This is a genomic window from Bacillus sp. EKM206B (assembly GCF_011066015.1).
Lineage (GTDB): Bacteria > Bacillota > Bacilli > Bacillales > Bacillaceae > Bacillus > Bacillus velezensis.
The window spans coordinates 47071-70488 of sequence record NZ_JAAMNL010000007.1 but is presented as its reverse complement, the minus strand read 5'-3'; the positions used below and the strand labels follow the sequence as shown (position 1 = coordinate 70488).

Below are 23418 nucleotides of genomic sequence, written 5' to 3'. Positions count from 1 at the left end.
CGCGGAAGTGTAATTGAGGGAGTTTTTGAGAAGGATATAAAAAGACTCATTCGAAAAAAGGAGCCAGGCAGATATGAATCGGATTTTTTTCTTTACGGCTGCGGCGGGAGTGCCGCTTTCAGTCATCGGCGGCCTGATGCACTGGCCGTCAGCGGTTTTGTTTATTATTTATTGCTTGACGATTATTGCGCTTGCAAGTTATATGGGGAGAGCGACTGAATCTCTTGCCATTATCGCGGGACCGCGGATCGGCGGTCTGCTGAATGCCACGTTCGGCAATGCGGTAGAGCTGATTATATCGCTTTTCGCCTTAAAAGAAGGGCTGACGGGCATCGTGCTTGCTTCACTGACCGGTTCGGTGCTCGGCAATCTTCTGCTCGTCGCGGGACTGTCGTTTTTTATCGGCGGTTTGAAATACAAGCGGCAGGAATTCAATATTCATGATGCACGGCATAATTCTGGCCTGCTGATTTTTGCCATTATCGTTGCTTTTGTCATTCCCGAAGTGTTTTCCATGGATATGGGGGAAAAAAACAAGCTTGATTTGAGTGTCGGCATCAGCATCATCATGATCCTTTTGTACGTGGCAGCTCTTTATTTCAAGCTCGTCACCCACCGCGGTGTTTATCAGCCGAATCAGCCGGAGGCAAAGGAAGAAGAGGAGCAGCCTGAGTGGTCGGGGAAAAGAGCGACAGCCGTCTTATTTATTTCAACCATTATCGTCGCCTACATATCTGAAAACCTTGTCCATACGTTTCATGCGGTGGCTGAACAGTTCGGCTGGAGCGAGCTGTTTATCGGAGTGATTATCGTCGCAATCGTCGGAAATGCCGCAGAGCATGCGTCGGCGATTATTATGGCGTACAAAGACAAGATGGATGTTGCCGTTGAAATCGCGGTAGGCTCGACTTTGCAGATCGCCATGTTTGTGGCTCCGGTTCTTGTGATCTGTTCCATCTTTTTTCCGGTCAATATGCCGCTTGTATTCACATTGCCCGAGCTTGTCGCGATGATCTCATCCGTCCTTTTGATGACAATGATTTCAAATGACGGTGATTCGAACTGGTTTGAAGGGGCTACGCTCCTTGCCGCTTATGTCATTATGGCGATCGGTTTTTTCCTGCTTTAACCTGTAAAAAATGCGGATAACAACGATTGCGGAGGAAAAGACTAAAGGAAAATGCTATAGAAAGAGTGATATGATGAGAAAGCTGTTTCATGCCACACTGATTCTGCTGTTATCCTTTAGTTTTTTCGCAACGCCGTCTGCCGGTGCAAAAAAACCGTTTAAAGTTCCCAACTCTGTCGTAAGCATTTCAAAGGAAAATACGTATCCGAATGCTTCACAGGACCAGCCGATGCTTCAGCCGAGCAAACTGGCGAAGGAATTGTTAGACACATCAGAGATCAATATCGAAAATCCGCATCTGATAAAGATGCTGAATGAATCCTCGGTTTCCGGTTCCCCGCTTGCCATCGGATACCGGGCGACAATATTTCTCGGGAAATGGGCGCTTGGCTATCAATCGAACGAAACGGTCGCCAACTGGGAATATAAAAAAATCAACACAAACAGAGCGGATAACCGGGGCGGACAGCAAACCGCGGTTATCTCATACGCCCAAGAACAGCAATACAAAATCAAAGGCGGGCTCACAGCGAAGGTGCCGAACGCAGAAGACGTAAAAAGCATGATGATGCAAAAAGCGATGAAGAAAACAAAACTGCCGCTCGCATTTGAAACGGTTATCGGCGCAGGCACAAAACGCGATCAAACCTACAAAATTTCTCCGCAGCGGCTCGGCTACCTGCATGCCTACGCTCCGGCCGTTAATGAAAAAGGAAAAGTAACATACGGTGAAGTGTATTTGGTGCTGAAAGGCAGCAAGCGGAAACTTGTCGTCAAAAATGTGACTTCGCAAGGAATCGGGGCTTGGATTCCGGTGCAGGATCACGTCACATTCGGTTTTCAAATGACAGCGCAGCCGAGATAAATAAAAAAAGCTGATTCCGGTTCGGGAATCAGCTTTTTTGTGTGTGATACATTTCCTCGAGCAATTGCACATTGTTGTTGTACAGCTCCCGGGCAAGAACGCGTCTCACCGCAAGGCTCGCTGAGAAGTATTCTGTGTCTTGAACCATGCCTTTTACTGTAAATTCAATGCCTCTGGTTAATTTGTTCAGACTCATAATTCCATGCACTTGAAACGGCTCCGTCGCATTGAGAAATTCATCCCGCTTCAGTGAATCGCGAAGCTCATCATTGAGCATGTCGCAGGCTTTTTCTAAGACGGCATATACCCGCTCGGGATCTTCCTTGTAACTGATCACGACGGACTCGGTAATCCGCATAAAATCAATGTTATAGTTTTGAAGCTGTCTGACCTCACCGTTAGATATGGTAAGCAGCTTGCCGGTCCACTCACGGATCTGGAGGGAACGGAGTCCGATTTCTTCGACTGTGCCGTTGAACAGATTGTTAATCGTCACATAATCACCTTTATGAAGCTGGCGTTCGTATATTAAAAAGACACCGGCCAATATGTCCTTGATTAACGACTGGGCGCCGAAACCGATGACGATACCGGCAACACCCGCCCCGGCTAAAATTCGGCCGAAATCATGAACGAATAAAGAAATGACGTAAAAGATAAAACCGATCGTCGCCGTATACTGGGTGATGGATCGGACGAGGCTTTCAATCGTTTTCCCTTTCCGTTCCTCCAAGAAATCCGTGCGTTTAAATAACATCTGGACAAAGCGGTTGATCAGAAAAACACCGGCGTAAAGCACGAGAGCGACAATGATGATCTCAACCACTTTGCTTTTCAAAATGTCCGTAATTGTCGTTTCCATCTTTTGTTAACCTCTGGCTTTTCGTAATGAAAAATCTGTGTCCTGATAATAACTGTTTTTGACAAGGACGTTCGGGCCGAGGCACCGGACGTTTGTGCAGCGGCAGTTCAGCTCTTTGCTCAGCTTCGTCTGTCTCCACTTGTCATATGCTTCGGGAAGGCTGTCTGTTTTAATATTGCCGAGCGGCGGTGTATCGCCGAAATCCGTGACAATGATATTTCCGTCAAAAATGTTGACATTCAGGCGGGAGCGGCCGTCAGGGTCGTTTCGCACCGTAACGTTTTTCGCTTCCCGCAGGCGGCGGAGGAGCTTCTGGTCTTCTTCATCAGGGCTGCATGCGTAAAACGGGAGCGTACCGAACAGCATCCATGTCTCTTCATCGCGAATGTCGAGCAGATGATGAATGGCCTGTCTCATGTCCTTCAGACTGAGTGATTCAAGCGCGCTGGCGAAATCACTCGGATACATCGGATGGACTTCGTGCCGCTGGCATTTCATTTCTTCGGTAATTTGCCGATGAATATGTTCAATATGCGGCAGCGTCCGTTTGTTCAGCATCGTTTCCGCTGAAACCATTACGCCTGCTTCGACCAGCGTGCGGCTGTTTTCAATCATTTTGTCAAAATAGCGCGCCCGCTGTTCAAATGTCGGTTTCTTCTCCATCATCGCAAATCCGATGTCGGCAAAGTCCTCGACCGTTCCCCAGTTGTGAGAAATGTGAAGGACGTCCAAATAAGGAATAATCCGTTCGTAGCGCCCGATATCAAGCGTCAGGTTTGAATTGATCTGTGTGCGCACGCCGCGTTCATGGGCATATTTCAAAAGCGGGACGACGTATTCCTTTACCGATTTCAGCGAAAGCATCGGTTCGCCGCCCGTAATGCTGATAGAGCGTAACAGAGGAATTTCATCAAGCCGCTTTAATAAAAGGTCGATCGGCAGCGCATTCGGGTCTTTCGGCTGGAGCGTGTACCCGACGGCGCAGTGCTCGCATCTCATATTGCACAAAGTCGTCGTTGTGAATTCAACGTTCGTCAGTTTCATATCTCCATACTGGTCGACATCCATGTACGCTTCCCAAGGATCGTACTCCGGTGTGATCGGACGCAGTGTTGTGTTTTGTGTCATGACTATCTAACTCCTTTATAAATGGGGCATACTAACGTCTGCCAACTGTTAATTTTAGACCTGATCTGCCAAGATCGCAAGTAGCGGAACCATTGAAAAACGGCAAAAAATACGCTACCATTATAAAAAATGAATGGAGTGGAAGTATGGGGAATGCAGTAAACAGCAAAGATCAGCAGCTCGATTACCTGAAGAACAGACTCGATATGTTTATGAATGTCATTGATTCATTAGACCCTGAATCAACGGACGTTGAAGATATAGACCGGCTCATCGGCATGCTTGATGATCTGGAAGCAAAATACGAACGCTTTAAAAAGGATTGGGAATAAACCCCGGCGGATGCCGGGGTTTTTCTTTTTCCATAATGCGGCTGTATAAAAGGGCAGGGCCTACTGCAAAATAAGGAAAAATGCAGAAGGAGTGCTGGTCATGAAATGGTTTTGTTCAATTTGCTGCATGGCCGTTTTACTTGCGGGGGGCATCAACAGCGCAGAAGCCGTGCCGAATGAACGGATAAACTGGGGATTTAAACGCAGCGTCAATCATCAGCCGCCGGATGCCGGCAGACAGCTGGACAATCTGGTCAAAAAATATGATGCCTTTTATTTGGGCAATACGAAAGAAAAGACCATCTATTTAACATTTGATAACGGATATGAAAATGGGTACACCCCGAAAGTGCTTGATGTGTTAAAAAAACATCACGTCACGGGCACTTTTTTTGTCACGGGTCATTTTGTGAAAGAGCAGCCTGATTTGATTAAACGGATGTCAAAGGAAGGCCATATCATCGGCAATCATTCTTTTCATCATCCTGATCTGACGACAAAAACGGGCGATCAGATTCAAGACGAACTCGATTCCGTCACGGAAGCTGTGTACAACATTACCGGAAAGCGGGACAACCTGTATCTCCGTCCGCCGCGCGGCGTATTCAGCGAATATGTCCTGAAAGAAACGAAGCGCCTCGGCTACCAAACCGTTTTCTGGTCCGTCGCATTTGTCGACTGGAAGGTTAACGAGCAAAAAGGGAAACAATACGCCTATGATCACATGATAAAGCAGGCTCATCCCGGCGCGATCTACCTTCTCCACACCGTTTCAAAGGACAATTCAGAAGCTCTGGACGATGCCATTACCGATTTGAAAAAAGAAGGCTACACGTTTAAAAGCATTGATGACCTGATGTTTGAGAAAGAAATGAAGCTGCCGCGCCTGTAGAAAACACCTCTCCTGGTAATGGAGAGGTGTTTTGTTATTTCAGGCATTTAATCAAAGCGGCCCAATCCAGATCCCCGAAGCCTTGTGCGATCCCGCTTTCAAAATGGCTCTTGGCCAGTTCGGCAAGAGGGAGTTTTGCAGAAACCTGTTCTGCGGCGGCGAGCGCCAGATTGGTATCCTTCAGCCCTAAAGACATTTTGAAACCGGCCGGCTCAAATTTCTCCTCAGCCATAATCGTGCCGTAATTTTGATAGACGGGAGAGCCAAAGAGCGCGCCGGCGATTTCTAAATATTGTTTTTGTTCTAACCCGTACTTCTCCATCATTAAGAATGATTCAGATAACGCCTCAAGCATGGACACGAGCAAGAAATTGATGCTGATTTTCGCGGCATTGGCCGTTTTTGTTTCTTCACCAGTGTCAAATACTTGCTGACTCAGGATGTTAAGCAGCGGTTCGGCCTTTTTCTTCGCTTCCGCCGGTCCGGCTGTGATGATGCGAAGCTCGGCCTTCTCGGCGGCATCGGGGCGGCCGAGGACGGGAGCGGCAATAAAGGACTGCCCTCTGCCCGAATGTGCGGCGGAAAGCTGTTCTGACAGCGCCGTACTGATCGTGCTCATTGAAATATGAATGCCGTTTTCAGATAACCCGGCAATAATGCCGCAAGCTCCGAAAGTCACGTCTGTTACGGCGTCATCGTCTGACAGCATGGACAGCACGATGTCCGCATGTTCAGCTGCCTGTCGGGGCGTTTCGGCATATTCTGCCCCTTTATCCAGCAGGTCAGCCGCTTTTTCTTTCGTCCGGTTATATACAGTCAGGCTGTATCCGGCTTTCATGATATTTTCGGCGATGGGGCGGCCCATATTGCCGAGTCCGACGATGGCGATCTTCATTTCACAGTCCCTCCAATGAAAAGTTTTCCACCATTATACATGCAAAATGGTTAATCTGCTGTGTACAGGATTGCCACTTTCAGTTCAGGTTCTGAAGACCATCCGGAGTCTGAGGCGGCTTTCCCCTTATAAAATCCGGTAAATCGGGTTTTGATGATTGTTTTTGAACGGGGTTTTACAATGAATGTTTTTGATTTGAATGTGACGTCCTTTATGTTTTCTGATAAATCCGGGGTGACAGAAATGGTTTGTTCCCCTTTTCCGTAATGATTGATATAAAGCGTGCAGCTCATGCCCGCTCTTTTTCGCTCAACCAGATGACTGCATTCGCTGCGGTGCTTCAAATATTCGACAGCCTCTTTTTCGGGCGCGAACTGTTTTAAGGAAAAAGCGGCATATTCGGTGGCAGGACTGATACCGGAAGCGGCCCCCATACTGAGAAAGATCAGAAACAGCCCCGCCGCGGGAAGCGTCCGCCTGAACGCGGCGGCACACCAGATTAACGCCGCAAAGTAAAGGACGACCCCGGGAATGACGGAGATATGGGCTCCGTCTTCCGACCAAGAGGAAAAGCCGAGTAACTCAAAGATGTAATCAGACACCGTACGGCCGTTATACAGCGGGGCAATGGACATAACACTGAATAGCAGGAGGACAGAAGAAATGATTTTGTGAGAAAAGATGGTAACGGCGCACACCTCTTTACGTTTTTTTCCAACATATCATGTTTTCTCAAAAAAAAGAACAGCCGGCAGCCGTTCTTACTTGAAAATATTAAACCAGCCTTTGCGGGCGAACCAAAACAGCATGGCGGCCACAAGAACGGCCATGACGCCCAAAACGATAAAATACCCGTATTTCCAATGAAGCTCAGGCATGTTATCGAAATTCATGCCGTAAACCCCCGCGATGAACGTCAGCGGGATAAAAATGGTCGAGACGATGGTTAATGTCATCATAATGGCGTTCATCCGGTTTGAATTCAGCGTCACATAGCTGTCCCGCAAATCTGACGTCATATCACGGTTTGACTCGATCAGCTCGGCCAGTTTTAACAGGTGGTCATAAATATCGCTGAAATACGCCTTCGTTTCACGGCTTTCTTTTACATGGTCAAGGCTCAAAATCCGGTACATTAAATCGCGCATCGGAATGATCGTCCGTCTCAGGTTCAAAAGATCAGTCCGCAATTCAAACACTTCATTCATTAAAGTGCCGTAAGATTTATGTGTTCTGCTGTCTTCAATTTCATTCAGCCGGTCTTCTATTTTGTACAGTACGGGGAAATATTCATCGACAAGCTGATCCATAATCATATAAGCGATGTGCCCCGGCCCTTTTTTGGCTAACCCCGGAGAAGCGAAAAACCGTTCTCTCACCCTTGAGACGCCGGGCGATTCGTGCAAATGGAAGCTGACGATGAAACGGTCGGACTGAAAAATGTCCACCTCTTCCATTTCCAGTGTATCCGGGTTCAAGGCGTGGAGCACATAAAAACGGTAGCCGTCATAATGGTCGATTTTCGGCCGCTGCATGTGCTGAAAGCAATCCTCGATCGCAAGCGGATGAAAGTGAAAATAATCCCGCAGCAGCTCGGTTTCATGCATCTCAGCGCCGAAAAAATCAATCCAGTACCATGCGATGTCCGGTTGTTCTGTACGTGATAGGGGGATATTATCTAATATCTCATTATGTGTTGTGATTGCGGTTATATGTATCATAAACAACCCTCCGCCTGCCATTATATCATGCGGCGTTATGAAGAAAAGTATACGAATTGCCGCCCGCCCGCTTCATGATATACTTGGACAAAAAGGGGTGGAGCATATGTGGAAGGAAACGGTTTCGGTCACGCCGCCGTATCATTTTGATAAAGTCCTTGAGAGGCTGTCGCTCGATCCGCTGAATGCGGTCGATCTTCATGCAAGATCAATCAAAGTGCCGCTCAGAACACGGGACGGCAAACTGTCCGTCATCACGGTTCAAGCGGAAGGCACCGCCGCAGACCCGGTCTTCCTCGTCAGCGGAGAAACGGACCGCGAGGAGATGATTGAACGGATCAAACACATTTTTCAGTGGGAACAGCCGCTTCAGCCGGTGCTTGATCATTTCTCAAAAACAAATCTGTCGGCGCTTTTTGAGGAGCATGCGGGAACCCCGCTTGTCTTGGAATATGACGTCTACAACTGTCTCATGAAATGCATCATCCACCAGCAGCTCAACCTGTCTTTCGCATTTACCTTAACGGAACGGTTCGTCCATGCCTTCGGTGAACAAAAAGACGGCGTCTGGTGCTATCCCGAACCGAAAACGATCGCGGCGCTTGATTATCAGGACTTGCGGGAGCTCCAGTTCAGCATGAGAAAAGCGGAATATGCGATTGACATTTCACGGATGATTGCAGACGGAGCGCTCAATCTGGCGGAACTTACCCATTTATCGGATGAAGACATTATGAAAAAGCTGATCACCATCAGAGGCATCGGCCCGTGGACCGTCCAAAACGTGCTCATGTTCGGCCTCGGCCGCCCGAATCTGTTTCCTTTGGCGGATATCGGCCTGCAAAATGCCATCAAACGCCGCTTCGCCCTTGAGGATAAACCGTCAAAAGACGTGATGCTTCAGGTAAGCAGCGAATGGGCGCCGTATTTAAGCTATGCGTCCTTGTATTTGTGGAGAAGTATTGAATGAAAAACCGCTTTGAGGATTTTTGGAAACTTCCAGTGAAAAACATGAAGGAACAGCCGGCTGCATGTTATACTGAAAAGATGTGATATTTCAAATCAGCCGTTTTCCCAGGAGAAAGGCTTTATATAGAAACGGAGAGAAAAAAACGTGAATCAACATCAAAAAAAGGCGCCTGCCGAATTGAAAATCGGGCAGACATTTCCGCTGACCATCAAACGTCTCGGCATTAACGGAGAGGGCGTCGGCTATTTTAAGAAAAAAGTTGTCTTCGTTCCCGGCGCTCTGCCCGGGGAAGAAGTCGTTGCCGAAGCGACAAATGTGCAGCCGAAATTTTCAGAAGCACGCGTCAAAAAAATCCGCAAGCCGTCTGAACACCGCGTCACGCCGCCATGCCCGGTCTACGACCAGTGCGGCGGCTGTCAGCTTCAGCATCTGGCATACACCCAGCAGCTTCGCGAAAAACGCGACATTGTCATTCAGTCTCTGGAACGTCATACGAGATTCAATGTCGAAGAAATGAACATTAAAGATACGATCGGAATGGACAACCCTTGGAATTACCGGAACAAAAGCCAGTTCCAAGTCGGACGCTCGCAAAGCGGCAGCATCATTGCCGGCTTATACGGACTTGATTCTCATAAAATCGTCCCGATTAAGGAATGCATTGTCCAGCATCCGGCGACAAACAAAACAACGGGTATCGTCCGCCGTATTTTGGAAAAACACAACGTATCCGTTTATAACGAACGGACCAAAAAAGGCGATGTCCGCACCATCGTGACGAGAGTCGGTTTTGAAACAGGCGAAGTGCAGGTCGTGCTTGTCACTGCGAAAGAGACACTGCCGAATAAAGATGAGATCGTCAAAGCCATTCAGAACCGGCTGCCGGAAGTGAAATCGATTATTCAAAACGTCAATGGCGCGCGCACATCCGTCATTTTCGGTGACAAAACAAAAGCGCTGGCCGGAAGCCATGCCATTCAAGAAGTGCTCGGTGACGTGTCATTTGAACTGAGCGCCCGCGCCTTCTTCCAGCTCAACCCTGAGCAGACGGTCAAGCTGTATGACGAAGTGAAACAAGCGGCTCAGCTGACAGGAAAAGAAAAAGTCGTAGACGCGTATTGCGGCGTCGGTACGATCGGCATGTGGGTCTCAAGCGGCGCAAAAGAGATCCGCGGCATGGACGTCATTAAAGAATCAATTGACGATGCGAAGAAAAACGCCAAAAAACACGGCATCAAAAACGCGGCATATGTCACAGGAACAGCCGAACACTGGCTCCCGAAATGGACGAAAGAAGGCTTCCGCCCTGACGTGGTCATCGTCGACCCGCCGAGAACCGGCTGTGACAGAACATTTTTAGATACCATCAAAAAAGTAAAACCGAAACGCTTCGTCTACGTATCCTGCAATCCTTCCACACTGGCGAAAGACTTGCAGACGCTGTCGAAGGACTATCGCGTCGAATATATTCAGCCTGTTGATATGTTTCCGCAGACGGCTCATGTGGAAGCTGTGGCGAAGCTTGTGTTGAAATCGTCTCACTAAAAATAAACAATTCGTAATCAGACCTGGATTTCGGTAAATTAAACAATTCCGATTTCCGGGTTTTTTTCATGTTTTGCCCTTATCCTATCTGTCTTTTGTCTTTATTTAACTGATAAAAAGAGTTAAAAAAACGTATGGAAAAGAAAGTGAAAAACAGCCAAGTAGGCTGCTTCACTTTCTTTTTTTCGTTTGGAAACGGCATTACAGACAAAATATGAAGATCTTGTTGTGAACCAGAAGCAATAACAAGTCGTTCAAGTTCCGTGGATACTTGTAATTTTAGTCAATATTTTGTAAACTTCTTTCTTAAAGAATAAAGTCCCGACACTCATCGGCACATCTACTATTGGCGATAGTTGTAATAAATGATAAAAAGGAGGTGAAACCGAATGAGAGATATTGGAACCTCACCACTGAACGAAGGTTCTGAAGTAGAAGCTGTAAAAGGCAAGGTTGCTTACTTACACTAATCACAACGGCAGTTGGCACATCTACTATTAGCAACAACTGTGGATAAAAGATCAAACACACTAAAAAAGCATGTTTGGTCGTTATACATGATATGAAAGCCTAAACAGGAAAAAAGGACCCCGATTATTTTCCTTATTCCCAAAGAAGAAATAAATCCGAGGCAGAAACGCAAGTGATAACAACTATTACAGTAATACCTGCGATGGTTATATCCTTAATAAGTAATTATCGCGACAATCATGCTTCATCATATAATGATGTTAGATTGACACTTGGCTAAAAAGTATTGCAGAAAAGGAAATGGATAATGAAATGGATAAAGTAAACAAAAAACGACCGTTGTATAAAAAAAGTTGGTTTCTCACGGTTTTGGCATTTTTAGTTTCACAGCTTTATTTTAATTTTGTAGAATTAACGGGATGGGGTCCTAATTATAGAGAAATGAATGGATTCCCAGCAAACATAGTTGAACTGGATTTCTTTCAAACATATCTTTCATTCTATGATAATCCATGGTTTAATATTGTCACTGTTTTCTTGGGGGTTTTCACTGTTATACAAATCATCACAGGTATAACAAAGGATATTCGAAATGAAAGCAATAACTTCTGATGCCTTATTTAATGATGAAAGAAAATGAACACTTTCTTATTAATCTTATGAATGAGACTGCGACACTTAGTCAGCAGTCTATTTTATTGGTTTTGGATCAGGATTACCGAATTGTAACCTTATACAAACATATATAGGTGATTGTATAAAGATATTAACATACGGGGTTTGAAAGCCAATCGACTCTTAGTATATATACTGTATAGAGACAGAAGCCACTTGTTGCGTTGGTTATTTCTAAACCATGAGCAAATCCCAAAAGATCCAGATTGAAGTTTTTGAATTCTGTTAAGTTCGAGTTTATTTTCTCTTCCCATCCCATCCCATCCCATCCTCTTTACTTCATGTGGTCCACAAGCAGCAAGTTAAGGCTTTTTCTTTTTACATTCTCTTGAGTACTCAGATATACCGCCCCAACCCCATTTGCTTAATCAAATTATATATGGTGCAGCGTTAAATATTTTCTCTTCGATAACAGGCCAATTATTTTGCATTGGTAATAGGGAGAACTCATATGATATTCTATTTAGGTTGGAATCCTTTTTGTCCAAAAAGAGCAAAAGTAAGGCCGCCTAAGAAAAATGAAGGTCAGCGCTACTATTAATAAACCACAATATAAATAAAAAATAGGTGTAGATAATCATCACACTTTTCTCTCTCAAACCCTTTTAAAGGTTAAGGAGTTGGCTGAGTTGATCAGAAATGAGCGATATGGGGTTAACTATAGCGATAGTCTATTACGTTAACTCAATTAAGGCGTTCTGCTTCAGTTTGCTTTTTCACTTTTTCACTTTTTCACGTGTAAAAAGTGAAATGTTCAAAATTTACTATCGTTTGATAAGAAGTGCTGACACATGCTATAAGTGTAAAAGAAGCATGGTCAGTTTTTAATTTTGGGATCAAGGTTTGGCTGTATCCCATCATGAAAGGATTTGGATTTGTTATGACAGATAATTTCTGGCGTGAATTACCACGGCCATTTTTTGTACTGGCACCAATGGAAGATGTGACGGATGTCGTTTTTCGCCATGTTGTGAGTGAAGCAGGCAGACCTGATGTGTTTTTCACAGAGTTTACAAACTCAGAAAGCTATTGTCACCCGGATGGGAAGGATAGTGTGCGCGGCCGTTTGACTTTCACGGAGGATGAACAGCCGATGGTTGCCCACATATGGGGAGATAAGCCTGAAAACTTTCGCCAAATGAGTATTGGGATGGCGGAATTAGGGTTTAAGGGCCTGGATATCAATATGGGCTGTCCTGTACCTAATGTGGCGGGGAATGGAAAGGGAAGCGGCCTGATTTGCCGTCCTGAAGTTGCAGCCGAATTAATACAGGCGGCGAAAGCAGGAGGTCTGCCGGTAAGTGTGAAGACAAGACTTGGCTACACGGATATAGACGAATGGCGCGGCTGGCTGACACACATACTGAAACAAGACATTGCGAATCTTTCCATTCATCTGCGTACAAGAGCGGAAATGAGTAAAGTAGATGCGCATTGGGAGCTCATCCCGGAAATCAAGAAACTTCGTGATGAGATAGCGCCGGATACCCTATTGACGATCAATGGGGATATTCCTGACCGTGAAACCGGCTTGAAACTCGCTGAACAATACGGTGTTGACGGGATTATGATTGGACGAGGCATTTTTACTAATCCATTCGCCTTTGAAAAGGAGCCGAGAGAGCATAGCAGTAAGGAATTGCTTGATCTTTTGAGATTGCACCTGGATCTTCATGATGAATATTCAAAAGCAGATGCTCGAGCATATAAACCGCTCCCTCGCTTTTTCAAGATATATCTCCGCGGATTCCGTGGAGCAAGTGAATTAAGAAATCAATGCATGAATACAAAGTCAACAGATGAAGTGCGTGCATTGCTCGATGACTTTGAGAGAAAGTATCTTGATAAGATGGAGCAAGAGTGACCTAAACAACTCTTCATCCGGCCCGGATTTCGGTTTGAATTCCGGGTCTTTTTGTGTGCAGTTTTTATCCAGACAGATCCATGGCCAGTTTCGTCATGCAGAAATAAACGAATCATGGTACATTGATAGGACATACATCATAAAGGGGAGAGAAAAATGAAACGACTGTGCATCATCCCCTGCGGCAAGAAAAAAATTTGGGATGTCCATTCAGATACAGGTCCGGTAAGGGCGGAAGACGCTTATCTCAGCCCGTTTCATCAGGCGTGCGAGCAATATGCGAAAGCATTTTTCGATGAGTGGGTGATTTTGTCGGCGAAGCACGGATTCCTTCGTCCGGACGATATGGTTCCCGGAAATTACGATGTCACTTTTGGAACCGGTCATCCGGAGATCATGGCAGCGGACGAGCTGCGCCGTCAATTTCACGAAAAAGGCTTTTCCGACATCGAAGAGCTTGTCATGCTTGGCGGGAAAAAATACCGAAGCGTCCTAAACGCCGTCATCGGAGAGCATCAGCATATCACCTGGCCTTTGTCATCGTATAAAGGCATTGGCTACATGCTTCAAGCGCTGAATCGGGCTGTTGAAGAAAAGCATGAACTGCAGCACGTGGATATGAAAAAAAAGAGTGTAACCACTCAAACGCCACGATAGACTGTATGCAGAAGAATGAAGCAGTTAAAAGATTTCCGAGGAAATAAATACGTCGATCATTGTCAAAGACAGGGTGATGCCCGGTCTTTTTTGTATGCCATAAAACGAGACAAAGGGAACAGATCGAGACAAAATGAGACACCTGTCTCAAACTGTCTCCATTGTAAAAATAAAAACATTCATTTTACGGGCTTCAAAGGCTGGCATGCTTCTTGCATTTATAAGTTTGAACCCTAAATAGAAGGAGGCGCACAAAATGGAATTGTTAAAACGAGAAGGCTTGTCATTAACTGAGGAGAAAGCGCTATGGATGTACCAAAAGATGCTGGAAATCAGGGGCTTTGAAGACAAAGTGCATGAACTGTTCGCGCAAGGAGTGCTTCCCGGATTCGTCCATTTGTATGCCGGTGAAGAAGCGGTAGCTGCGGGGGTGTGCGCTCATTTAGATGATGGCGACAGCATTACAAGCACGCACAGGGGACATGGTCATTGTATCGCCAAAGGCTGTGATCTGGACGGCATGATGGCGGAAATATTCGGAAAAGCGACCGGACTGTGTAAAGGCAAAGGCGGTTCTATGCACATTGCGGATCTTGATAAAGGCATGTTAGGCGCAAATGGAATCGTCGGGGGCGGATTCACGCTCGCATGCGGATCAGCGCTCACGGCTAAATATAAACAAACTAAAAATGTAAGCGTTTGCTTTTTTGGGGACGGAGCCAATAACCAAGGGACCTTCCATGAAGGGCTGAACTTAGCGGCAGTATGGAATCTTCCTGTCGTGTTCATCGCCGAAAACAACGGTTACGGCGAAGCCACGACATTTGAGTACGCATCAGCCTGTGATTCAATCGCCGATCGGGCGGCTGCCTACAACATGCCGGGGGTCACGGTGGACGGAAAAGATATTTTAGCGGTTTATCAGGCAGCCGGGGAAGCGATAGAAAGAGCAAGAAACGGCGGAGGCCCGTCTTTGATTGAATGTATGACTTACAGAAACTACGGCCATTTCGAAGGGGATGCCCAAACTTATAAAACAAAGGATGAAAAGACTGAGCATCTTGAAGAAAAGGATGCCATCCAAGGCTTTAAAAACTATCTTCTAAAAGAAACAGATGCAAATAAACTGTCAGACATCGAACAGCGTGTCAGCGAATCGATTGAAAAAGCCGTCTCGTTCAGCGAAAAGAGTCCATATCCGAAAGAGTCAGAGCTGTTGACAGACGTCTACGTGTCATATGAAAAAGGGGGAATGTGAGATGGCGAGAGTCATAAGCATGTCGGACGCGCTCAATGAAGCAATGAAGCTTGCGATGAGAAAAGACGAAAATGTGCTTTTGATCGGTGAAGATGTCGCCGGGGGAGCGGCGGTCGATCACTTGCAAGATGATGAAGCATGGGGCGGTGTATTGGGGGTCACAAAGGGGCTCGTACAGGAATTCGGCAGAAGCAGGGTGCTGGACACACCAATTTCTGAGGCGGGCTACATGGGTGCGGCCATGGCTGCGGCATCCACGGGGCTGAGACCGATTGCGGAACTGATGTTTAACGATTTTATCGGAACGTGCTTTGACCAAGTGATCAACCAAGGGGCGAAATTCCGCTATATGTTCGGCGGTAAAGCGCAAGTGCCGATCACCGTCCGCACCACATACGGAGCCGGGTTCCGGGCAGCCGCTCAGCATTCGCAGGCGCTGTATGGCCTGTTCACCAGCATCCCGGGTCTGAAGACGGTTGTGCCGTCCAATCCATATGACGCCAAAGGTTTGCTGCTTTCGGCAATAGAAGACAATGATCCGGTATTCTTTTTTGAAGATAAAACGTCCTACAACATGAAGGGCGAGGTGCCGGAAGATTATTATACAATTCCGCTCGGAAAGGCGGATATCAAACGCGAAGGCAATGATGTCACGCTCTTTGCAGTCGGCAAGCAGGTCAATACTGCGCTTGAAGCGGCTGCGCAGCTTTCTGAGAAAGGCATCGACGCCGAGGTGCTTGATCCCCGGAGTCTGTCTCCTTTAGATGAGGAAGCGATTTTCACATCGTTAGAAAAAACAAACCGGCTGATCATCATTGACGAAGCCAATCCGCGCTGCAGCATCGCCACGGATATTGCTGCGATTGTCGCCGATAAGGGCTTTGATTTGCTTGATGCGCCGATTAAACGGATTACAGCGCCGCATACACCAGTGCCGTTTTCGCCGGTGCTTGAAGATCAATATTTGCCGACATCAGACCAAATTGTCAGCGTCACGCTTGAATTGCTTGGCGAGCCGGCAATGAATTAAAGGAGGGATATAGAATGGCTGTAAAAGTAGTAATGCCGAAGCTGGGAATGGCGATGAAGAAAGGTGAAGTATCCGTCTGGAATAAAAAAGTCGGCGACCCGGTTGAAAAGGGAGAAAGCATCGCCAGTATCAACTCGGAAAAAATAGAAATGGAAATAGAAGCGCCTGAAAGCGGCACGCTTCTCCATATTAAAGTCAAAGAGGGAGAAGGAGTCCCGCCGGGAACGCCCATCTGTTATATCGGGGAAAACGGCGAAGAAGTGCGGGAGAAGGAGGCGCCGGCTCCTGAAAATGCAGGGAAACCGCAATCTGAACCTGAACATATTCCCGCTCCCAAAGCCGTGCAAAAGCGTAAACACCGCGTGAAAATATCTCCCGTTGCCCGAAAAATGGCGGAGAAAGCCGGGTTGAAAGTTGATACGCTGAACGGGACGGGGCCCGGAGGCAGAATCGTAAAAGCTGACGTCATCAAGGCCATGAAGACGGAATCTGAACCGCAGTCTTCGGTTCAGACGGCACAGCCGGAGGAAAAACCGGCTTCAGCGATGAGAAAAGTAATTGCAGACCGAATGCACAAAAGCCTGCAAAACAGCGCCCAACTGACGCTGACGATGAAAGCGGACATTACGGAGCTTGTAAAATGGCAGCAGCAGCTCGCCGACAGCGTGAAAAAGCGGAGCGGTGTTAAACTGACGGTCACACATTTCGTATCCCGGGCCGCAGTGCTTGCGCTGAAACAGCATCCTGAGCTGAACAGCTCTTATCAAGAGGAGCGGATCATCACCTATCCATATGTCCACCTCGGGATGGCGGTTTCTCTTGAAAACGGTCTCGTCGTGCCGGTGATTCGGGATGCGGAAAAGCTTTCATTCCTTGAGCTTGCGGATCACATCAGCACATCGGCACGCCGGGCGCGGGAAGGCAATGCTTCCGGAGATGACCTGCACGGATCGACATTTTCTATTACAAATCTCGGGGGTTACGGAATTGAGCATTTCACCCCGATTCTTAATCCGCCTGAAGCCGGTATTCTCGGAGTAGGCGCAAGCTATGAAACGCCTGCGTTTAAAGGAGATGAGCTTGTCAAAAGCACCATGCTGCCGCTGAGCCTTACCTTTGACCACAGAGTATGTGACGGCGCACCGGCTGCGGACTTCCTGAAAACGGTCAAAGCGCTGCTTGAAGAGCCGGCCGGATTGATTTTATAGAGAGGGTGAAGAGATTGACACTAGCCATTATCGGCGGCGGGCCTGCCGGATATGCAGCTGCCGTGACTGCCGCGCGGAGGGGAGAAGAAGTCGTTCTGATCGACAAAGGGCCGCTCGGAGGCACTTGTCTCAATGAGGGGTGCATCCCGACAAAGTCGCTTTTGGAAAGCGCGAATGTGCTCGATAAAATCAGGCATGCAGATACATTCGGCATCGAACTGCCGCAAAACATTACACTCAATTGGGCCCGCATGCAGGGGCGCAAACGGCAAATCGTCAGCCGGCTCGTGCAGGGAATTCAATACTTAATGAAAGCAAATCAGATTAAAGTCATCAGCGGGACAGCTTCATTTCTCACAGAGCAGACATTGCTTGTTGAAGGAGAAGGAGGCGCAAAAGACATTCTGGAAGCGGATCGGATATTGATTGCATCCGGATCTGAACCGGCGGAGCTGCCGTTTGCCCCATTTGACGGCGATTGGGTGATCGACAGCAAAGACGCGCTTTCTTTACAGAAAATCCCTTCTTCTCTGCTTATTGTCGGGGGGGGTGTGATCGGCTGTGAATTTGCCTCTTTATTCAGCCGGTTTAAAACGAAAGTGACGGTGATTGAATCGGCTGACCGGCTGCTCCCGGCAGAAGACGGAGAAATCGCCGCCGTTTTCGAAGACTCTTTAAGAGACAGCGGGGCTGATATTCAGACAAAAGCCGCCCTTCAGCGGATTGACAAAGAAAGGAAAACCGCCGTGTGGACAAAAGATGGCAAAGAAATTGAGGCGCAGGCTGATCACATTTTGGTTGCAATCGGGAGAAAGCCGCGTTTGCATGGCTTGAATCTGGAGCAGGCCGGCATCCGGTATTCTCCGCGCGGCATTGAAGTCAATGACCATATGCAGACCAATGTGCCTCATATATACGCATGCGGCGATGCGGCCGGAGGAATGCAGCTCGCGCATGCCGCCATTCATGAAGGAATCACAGCCGCCGCGCATGCCTCGGGAAAGGACAGCAAAGTCAATATGCAGGCGGTGCCCCGCTGTATTTATACATCGCCGGAAATGGCCGCTGTCGGGCTGACGGAAACACAGGCGAGAGAGACATACGGAGATGTGAAAATCGGAGAATGCTCATTTTCTGCTAACGGAAAAGCGTTAATTAAACATCAGCATGGCGGCAAAATGAAAATCATTGCCGAACCTGAATTCGGAGAAATCGTCGGCGTGTCAATGATCGGGCCGGACGTGACGGAATTGATCGGTCAGGCGGTCATGATGATGAACGGTGAAATGACGGCTGATATGTCGGAGCACTTTATCGCGGCGCATCCGACTCTGTCAGAAACGCTTCAGGAAGCCCTGCTGAATGTCACCGGACTTGCGGTGCATTCCGTATAATCGGAATACCCTTTCTCAGATGAGAAGGGGTATTTTTCGTTGAAAGCGCTTTATTTTTCCCCTACAATATATGAAAAGATGGTCTGAACAGGGGGGAGCGAATACAATGAATGTCATTCGGAATGATTTTAAAACCTGGAAGCGCTTTGTGAAAGAAGGCGTGCTTGATGAATCCCGTATTCAGAAGCGGGTGGCCGCCTCATGGCACCGCTGCAAAAAAGCCGACGTCAACCCTTATCTCGAAAAGGGGCCGAATGTAATGCCGGCAGATCATTTAGAAAGGCAGGCCGAAAAGCATGCGTTATTTTTAGCGGCCTCAACGCCGTATGCAGAAAGAATGAAAACGGCGATGCGGGAAATGGAAATGATGGTTCTCCTGATTGATTCAGACGGAGTTGTCCATTCAGTTGACGGCCACCCGCGCACCATTCATGAAGCGAACCGCATCAATTTCTTAAAAGGCGCCCGCTGGACGGAAACGGCCGTCGGCACGAATGCGATCGGGACGGCTCTTTATACAAATGAGCCGGTCGTGATACACGGCTCTGAACATTATTCGCTCGCTTCTCATCAATGGAGCTGTTCCGCCGCGCCGATCCGTTATGAAGACGGGCGGCTGGCGGGTGTCATTGATATTTCCTGCCCCGCCGCCCGCGCTCAGCCGTTTATGCTCGGAATTGCCTCCTCCATCGCTTATACGGCGGAACGGGAGCTTGCCCTAAAGATCAAAATGACAGAACTTGACATGATCAGCAAGTTCGCCGGGCTGACCCGGTCTCACGATCCGATCGTGCTTTGCAATGACATGAGCCGGGTTATCGCCGCAAGCCGTCCCGTTCAGCATTTTACCGGACATACGCTGCGCGAGCTTGAGGAACAGGGCTATCACATCAAGCAGGCGAAGCGGGAGGAGAACGGCTACACATGCGTTTATTTATCCAAACGAGTAGAAAAGCCGTCTTTTATATTCCATGGTGCGGCAGGCAAAAGCCCGTCATCCCGACGTATGCTTCAGCAGCTGGAGCTTGTCACCCGAACGGACGCAACCGTTTGTCTTACGGGAGAAACCGGGACGGGAAAGGAGGTTGCCGCCCGGGCGATTCATAACAACAGCTCCAGGAAAAACAGCCCGTTTATCGCCGTCAATTGCGGAGCGGTCCCCGAAAAGCTGATTGAAAGCGAACTGTTCGGCTACTCGGAAGGCGCCTTCACCGGGGCCAAACGGAAAGGACATAACGGCGCTTTGCAAAAAGCCGATAAAGGCACGCTTTTCCTCGATGAAATCGGAGAAATATCACACTCCATGCAGGTCGCTCTGTTACGGGTGCTGCAGGAACGGAAAGTCACCCCGGTCGGCGGGACAAAAGAGATTCCCGTTGACATCAGAATCATCACTGCCACCCACACTGATCTGAGACAGCTTGTCGAATGCAAAAAGCTGAGAGAAGATTTATTTTACCGGCTTCACGTCTGTCCGATCCACCTCCCTCCATTAAGAGAACGCACCGAAGACATTCCCGGCCTCTTCCTTGAATTTCAGCGAAATCGCGGCTGGCGGGGGGAGCTTCCTGATGACTTTTTAGACCTATTAAAGAGCCGGAAATGGCCGGGGAATATCAGGGAATTGTTTAATGTATTTGAACGTCTTTCCGTCATGTTCCCGGACGGGCGGCTGTCAGAACGCCCCATCGCAGCCCTGCTTGAAGCGTCAGGTCTTAAAGAGGCGGCCGAGTCTTATGAACAGGAAGAAGCGTCCCCTGTCTCCATCCGGGAGCACATTCAGAAAAACATCATCGTAAACGCGCTTGAATCAGCGAAGGGGAATGTCACGCTGGCCGCCAAAATGGCCGGAATCCCGCGGAGCACGTTTTACAAACGCCTCAAAAAATTCAAACTCACCACCGGACAATTGTAAGAAACAAGCATACTTCTCTTGGCTGCCGGACACGTTATGTGTGAGGCCTAAAGGAGGTTTGAGACGTGAATACACAGCGTGCGAAAAACATTTCAGAATCCGCCGCCATGGCGTATGTGACGTACGAAGGAGTCCCGATTTATATTCAGCATGTCAACGAAGACAAGGAAACAGCCAGAATTTTTCCGATCGGAAATCCGCAATTTGAGCAGGAAGTGCTGCTTTCTGATTTACAAGAGCATTTTTGAGAATGGGTCTGCTGATGACAGCAGGCCTTTTTCGTACCTGTGGGAACTTTCCCGCTTTTTGAGAAAAATAACTAAAAATGATTAAATGATCTAACTCCTCCAAACCCGGTACAGATCGGACCTTCTCATGATATAAATAAAATGTAAACGTTATCAGAGGAGGGCTTCACATGACAGACAAATCATTCTCAATCGTTATTGCAGGCGGCGGCAGCACATTTACCCCCGGAATTGTATTAATGCTTTTGAATCACCTGGAAGAGTTTCCGATCAGAAAGCTGAAACTTTATGACAATGATAAAGAAAGGCAGGAGCGGATTGCGGGTGCGTGTGAGGTATTTATAAAAGAAAAAGCGCCGGACATTGAATTTCTGGCGACTGATGACCCAGAGACGGCTTTTACGGATGTTGACTTCGTCATGGCGCATATCCGCGTCGGAAAATATGCGATGCGCGCGCTTGATGAACAAATCCCGCTGAAGTACGGCGTGGTCGGCCAGGAAACATGCGGGCCGGGCGGAATCGCATACGGCATGCGCTCTATCGGCGGTGTTCTGGAGATTCTTGATTATATGGAAACGTACTCGCCCGACGCATGGATGCTGAATTACTCCAATCCGGCGGCGATTGTGGCCGAAGCTACACGGCGCCTCAGACCGAACTCAAAAATATTGAACATTTGCGACATGCCGGTCGGAATTGAGGATCGCATGGCGAACATCCTCGGATTATCTTCACGAAAAGAAATGAACGTCCGTTACTACGGCTTGAACCACTTTGGCTGGTGGACGTCCATCACAGACCGGCATGGCAATGATTTAATGCCGAAGCTGAAAGAGCATGTCCGTGAATACGGCTACGTTCCGAAGACGGAGGCCGAACAGACTGAAGCAAGCTGGAATGACACATTCAAAAAAGCGCGCGACGTACAGGCGGCTGATCCGGATACGCTTCCGAACACATATCTGCAATATTACTTATTCCCGGATGATATGGTGAAAAAATCAAACCCGAACCATACGAGAGCCAACGAAGTCATGGAAGGGCGGGAAGCTTTCATTTTCAGCCAATGCGATATGATTACGCGCGAACAATCGTCGGAGAACAGTGAAATTAAAATTGATGATCATGCTTCATATATCGTCGACCTTGCCCGGGCCATCGCTTACAACACAGGGGAGAGGATGCTGTTAATCGTTGAAAATAACGGCGCGATCGCAAACTTTGATCCGTCAGCCATGGTTGAGATTCCTTGTCTCGTAGGCTCAAACGGACCGGAACCGCTCTCAGTCGGGAACATACCGCAATTTCAAAAAGGCCTGATGGAACAGCAGGTGTCTGTTGAAAAACTGACGGCTGAAGCGTGGGAAGAGCGGTCATTTCAAAAGCTGTGGCAGGCGCTGATCCTGTCAAAAACAGTGCCGAACGCCCGTGTGGCAAGACTGATTCTTGAAGATCTGATGGAGGCTAACAAGGACTACTGGCCTGAGCTTGATGTAAGTCCGTCTCCTATTTCCTGATGACAATCTTCCCCGTTTTCTTTATCTGTTATTCTATATAATAGAAAGAAAACGGGGGGATTTTTGGGATGAGTCTTGAAGAACTGGTTAACCAGCATTACGCGAAATTAAATGACAACGATTTTTATATTTTAAAATATATATTGAATCATAAACATACGTGCTACCATCTCGGTATCAATGACATGGCGAAAGCCTGCAATGTCTCTCGGTCTTCCATCCTGCGGCTTGCCCAAAAACTGGGCTTCAGCGGCTACAGTGAATTCCGGGTTTTTCTGAAATGGGAGGATCAGCCTGAAGAGGGCGAGAATATGACGTTTGAAAAGCTGCTGGATGATATTGAAGCCAATGTAAAATACGTGAAGTCAAAAGATATGACGGAGATGTGCCGGCTGATAGATGAAGCAAAACGGATTTTCGTTTACGGATCGGGGACGGCTCAGAGGGTGTGCGCCCGTGAGCTGCAGCGGATGTTTGTATCCCGGCAGAAGTATCTGATTTTAATTCAGGACATCACAGAGTTTGATATCATGTGTGATGATTTTAAGGTTGACGACGTATTCATCATTATTTCTTTATCAGGCGAAACACCCGAATTAATTCCGCAGGTAAGGACCCTGTCCGCAAAGGGAGTTCCGTTTATTTCAATCACCAATCTGAAAAACAACGTACTGGCGCAAACGACGCCGTATAATCTTTATGCGACCAGCAAGCCGGTGACGTTAAGCGATAAAACGGAAATCGTCGCATTTGCCCCTTTTTTTCTGGTGGGCGAAGCGTTATTCCGTGCATATGTTGATTATAAAGAGCTCGAAAATTTTGATAAATAGCGGGAGGTC

Annotated in this window: 22 protein-coding genes; 17 read left to right on the top strand and 5 right to left on the bottom strand. The window is 47.6% G+C overall.

Going from position 1 to position 23418, the window contains the following annotated elements; translation table 11 throughout:
* The first annotated feature begins 73 nt into the window (after nucleotides 1-73).
* Nucleotides 74-1129, top strand: a complete 1056-nt coding sequence (gene cax / locus G9F50_RS14260; protein ID WP_007408511.1) for a calcium/proton exchanger — start codon at nucleotides 74-76, stop codon at nucleotides 1127-1129.
* A 70-nt stretch (nucleotides 1130-1199) separates the two neighbouring features.
* A complete protein-coding gene (locus G9F50_RS14255) occupies nucleotides 1200-1994 on the top strand; it encodes a YfkD famly protein (RefSeq protein WP_094031586.1) in 795 nt (264 codons plus the stop codon).
* A gap of 28 nt (nucleotides 1995-2022) precedes the next feature.
* Here the strand turns inward: G9F50_RS14255 and G9F50_RS14250 are convergent, their stop codons facing one another.
* Both G9F50_RS14250 and yfkAB read right to left on the bottom strand, forming a co-directional pair.
* On the bottom strand, nucleotides 2023-2856 hold the full coding sequence (locus G9F50_RS14250) for a mechanosensitive ion channel family protein (RefSeq protein ID WP_015239400.1): 834 nt from the start codon (nucleotides 2854-2856) through the stop codon (nucleotides 2023-2025).
* A 6-nt stretch (nucleotides 2857-2862) separates the two neighbouring features.
* Nucleotides 2863-3984: a radical SAM/CxCxxxxC motif protein YfkAB gene (gene yfkAB, locus G9F50_RS14245; RefSeq protein ID WP_014417201.1), complete on the bottom strand. Its 1122-nt coding sequence runs from the start codon at nucleotides 3982-3984 to the stop codon at nucleotides 2863-2865.
* A gap of 146 nt (nucleotides 3985-4130) precedes the next feature.
* Between yfkAB and G9F50_RS14240 the strand changes: the two genes are divergently transcribed.
* Together G9F50_RS14240 and pdaA are read left to right on the top strand one after the other, a co-directional pair.
* The gene (locus G9F50_RS14240) at nucleotides 4131-4316 is read left to right on the top strand and encodes an SE1561 family protein (RefSeq protein WP_003155558.1); all 186 of its coding nucleotides are present in this window, start codon (nucleotides 4131-4133) and stop codon (nucleotides 4314-4316) included.
* A 100-nt stretch (nucleotides 4317-4416) separates the two neighbouring features.
* Nucleotides 4417-5208 carry a delta-lactam-biosynthetic de-N-acetylase gene (gene pdaA / locus G9F50_RS14235; RefSeq protein ID WP_003155556.1) on the top strand — a complete coding sequence of 264 codons (792 nt, stop codon included), beginning with the start codon at nucleotides 4417-4419 and terminating at the stop codon, nucleotides 5206-5208.
* 34 nt (nucleotides 5209-5242) lie between these two features.
* Here pdaA and G9F50_RS14230 read toward each other — a convergent pair whose 3' ends face one another.
* The 3 genes from G9F50_RS14230 to corA all read right to left on the bottom strand — a co-directional run bounded on the left by G9F50_RS14230 (nucleotide 5243) and on the right by corA (nucleotide 7824).
* Nucleotides 5243-6103, bottom strand: coding sequence for an NAD(P)-dependent oxidoreductase (locus G9F50_RS14230; RefSeq protein WP_060562237.1), 861 nt, complete (start codon nucleotides 6101-6103; stop codon nucleotides 5243-5245).
* A gap of 50 nt (nucleotides 6104-6153) precedes the next feature.
* Complete coding sequence (locus G9F50_RS14225) at nucleotides 6154-6801, bottom strand: hypothetical protein (RefSeq protein WP_060562238.1); 648 nt, start codon at nucleotides 6799-6801, stop codon at nucleotides 6154-6156.
* 63 nt (nucleotides 6802-6864) lie between these two features.
* Nucleotides 6865-7824, bottom strand: coding sequence for a magnesium/cobalt transporter CorA (corA, locus tag G9F50_RS14220; protein WP_060562239.1), 960 nt, complete (start codon nucleotides 7822-7824; stop codon nucleotides 6865-6867).
* A 106-nt stretch (nucleotides 7825-7930) separates the two neighbouring features.
* Here corA and G9F50_RS14215 point away from each other — a divergent pair, with 106 nt between their 5' ends.
* From G9F50_RS14215 to G9F50_RS14155, 13 genes are all read left to right on the top strand, one after another.
* Nucleotides 7931-8794 carry a DNA-3-methyladenine glycosylase family protein gene (locus G9F50_RS14215; RefSeq protein WP_043866920.1) on the top strand — a complete coding sequence of 288 codons (864 nt, stop codon included), beginning with the start codon at nucleotides 7931-7933 and terminating at the stop codon, nucleotides 8792-8794.
* A gap of 144 nt (nucleotides 8795-8938) precedes the next feature.
* Nucleotides 8939-10339 carry a 23S rRNA (uracil(1939)-C(5))-methyltransferase RlmD gene (gene rlmD, locus G9F50_RS14210; protein ID WP_060562240.1) on the top strand — a complete coding sequence of 467 codons (1401 nt, stop codon included), beginning with the start codon at nucleotides 8939-8941 and terminating at the stop codon, nucleotides 10337-10339.
* Between the two features lie 783 nt (nucleotides 10340-11122).
* Nucleotides 11123-11422, top strand: a complete 300-nt coding sequence (locus tag G9F50_RS14205) for a YfzA family protein (protein WP_043020674.1) — start codon at nucleotides 11123-11125, stop codon at nucleotides 11420-11422.
* A gap of 943 nt (nucleotides 11423-12365) precedes the next feature.
* A complete protein-coding gene (locus G9F50_RS14200) occupies nucleotides 12366-13349 on the top strand; it encodes a tRNA dihydrouridine synthase (RefSeq protein WP_060562266.1) in 984 nt (327 codons plus the stop codon).
* Between the two features lie 156 nt (nucleotides 13350-13505).
* On the top strand, nucleotides 13506-14006 hold the full coding sequence (locus G9F50_RS14195; RefSeq protein WP_060562241.1) for a DUF6884 domain-containing protein: 501 nt from the start codon (nucleotides 13506-13508) through the stop codon (nucleotides 14004-14006).
* Between the two features lie 256 nt (nucleotides 14007-14262).
* Nucleotides 14263-15264 carry an acetoin:2,6-dichlorophenolindophenol oxidoreductase subunit alpha gene (acoA, locus tag G9F50_RS14190; protein ID WP_003155540.1) on the top strand — a complete coding sequence of 334 codons (1002 nt, stop codon included), beginning with the start codon at nucleotides 14263-14265 and terminating at the stop codon, nucleotides 15262-15264.
* A gap of 1 nt (nucleotide 15265) precedes the next feature.
* Nucleotides 15266-16294 carry an acetoin:2,6-dichlorophenolindophenol oxidoreductase subunit beta gene (gene acoB / locus G9F50_RS14185; RefSeq protein ID WP_025284430.1) on the top strand — a complete coding sequence of 343 codons (1029 nt, stop codon included), beginning with the start codon at nucleotides 15266-15268 and terminating at the stop codon, nucleotides 16292-16294.
* A gap of 14 nt (nucleotides 16295-16308) precedes the next feature.
* Nucleotides 16309-17502, top strand: a complete 1194-nt coding sequence (locus G9F50_RS14180) for a dihydrolipoamide acetyltransferase family protein (RefSeq protein WP_060562242.1) — start codon at nucleotides 16309-16311, stop codon at nucleotides 17500-17502.
* Nucleotides 17503-17516: 14 nt separating this feature from the next.
* The gene (gene lpdA, locus G9F50_RS14175) at nucleotides 17517-18896 is read left to right on the top strand and encodes a dihydrolipoyl dehydrogenase (protein ID WP_060562243.1); all 1380 of its coding nucleotides are present in this window, start codon (nucleotides 17517-17519) and stop codon (nucleotides 18894-18896) included.
* Between the two features lie 106 nt (nucleotides 18897-19002).
* Nucleotides 19003-20811: a sigma-54-dependent Fis family transcriptional regulator gene (locus G9F50_RS14170; protein WP_060562244.1), complete on the top strand. Its 1809-nt coding sequence runs from the start codon at nucleotides 19003-19005 to the stop codon at nucleotides 20809-20811.
* Between the two features lie 65 nt (nucleotides 20812-20876).
* A complete protein-coding gene (locus tag G9F50_RS14165; RefSeq protein WP_060562245.1) occupies nucleotides 20877-21059 on the top strand; it encodes an H-type small acid-soluble spore protein in 183 nt (60 codons plus the stop codon).
* A gap of 170 nt (nucleotides 21060-21229) precedes the next feature.
* Nucleotides 21230-22579, top strand: a complete 1350-nt coding sequence (gene glvA, locus G9F50_RS14160) for a maltose-6'-phosphate glucosidase (RefSeq protein ID WP_007610111.1) — start codon at nucleotides 21230-21232, stop codon at nucleotides 22577-22579.
* 68 nt (nucleotides 22580-22647) lie between these two features.
* Complete coding sequence (locus G9F50_RS14155; RefSeq protein WP_060562246.1) at nucleotides 22648-23409, top strand: MurR/RpiR family transcriptional regulator; 762 nt, start codon at nucleotides 22648-22650, stop codon at nucleotides 23407-23409.
* The last annotated feature ends 9 nt before the right edge of the window (nucleotides 23410-23418 follow it).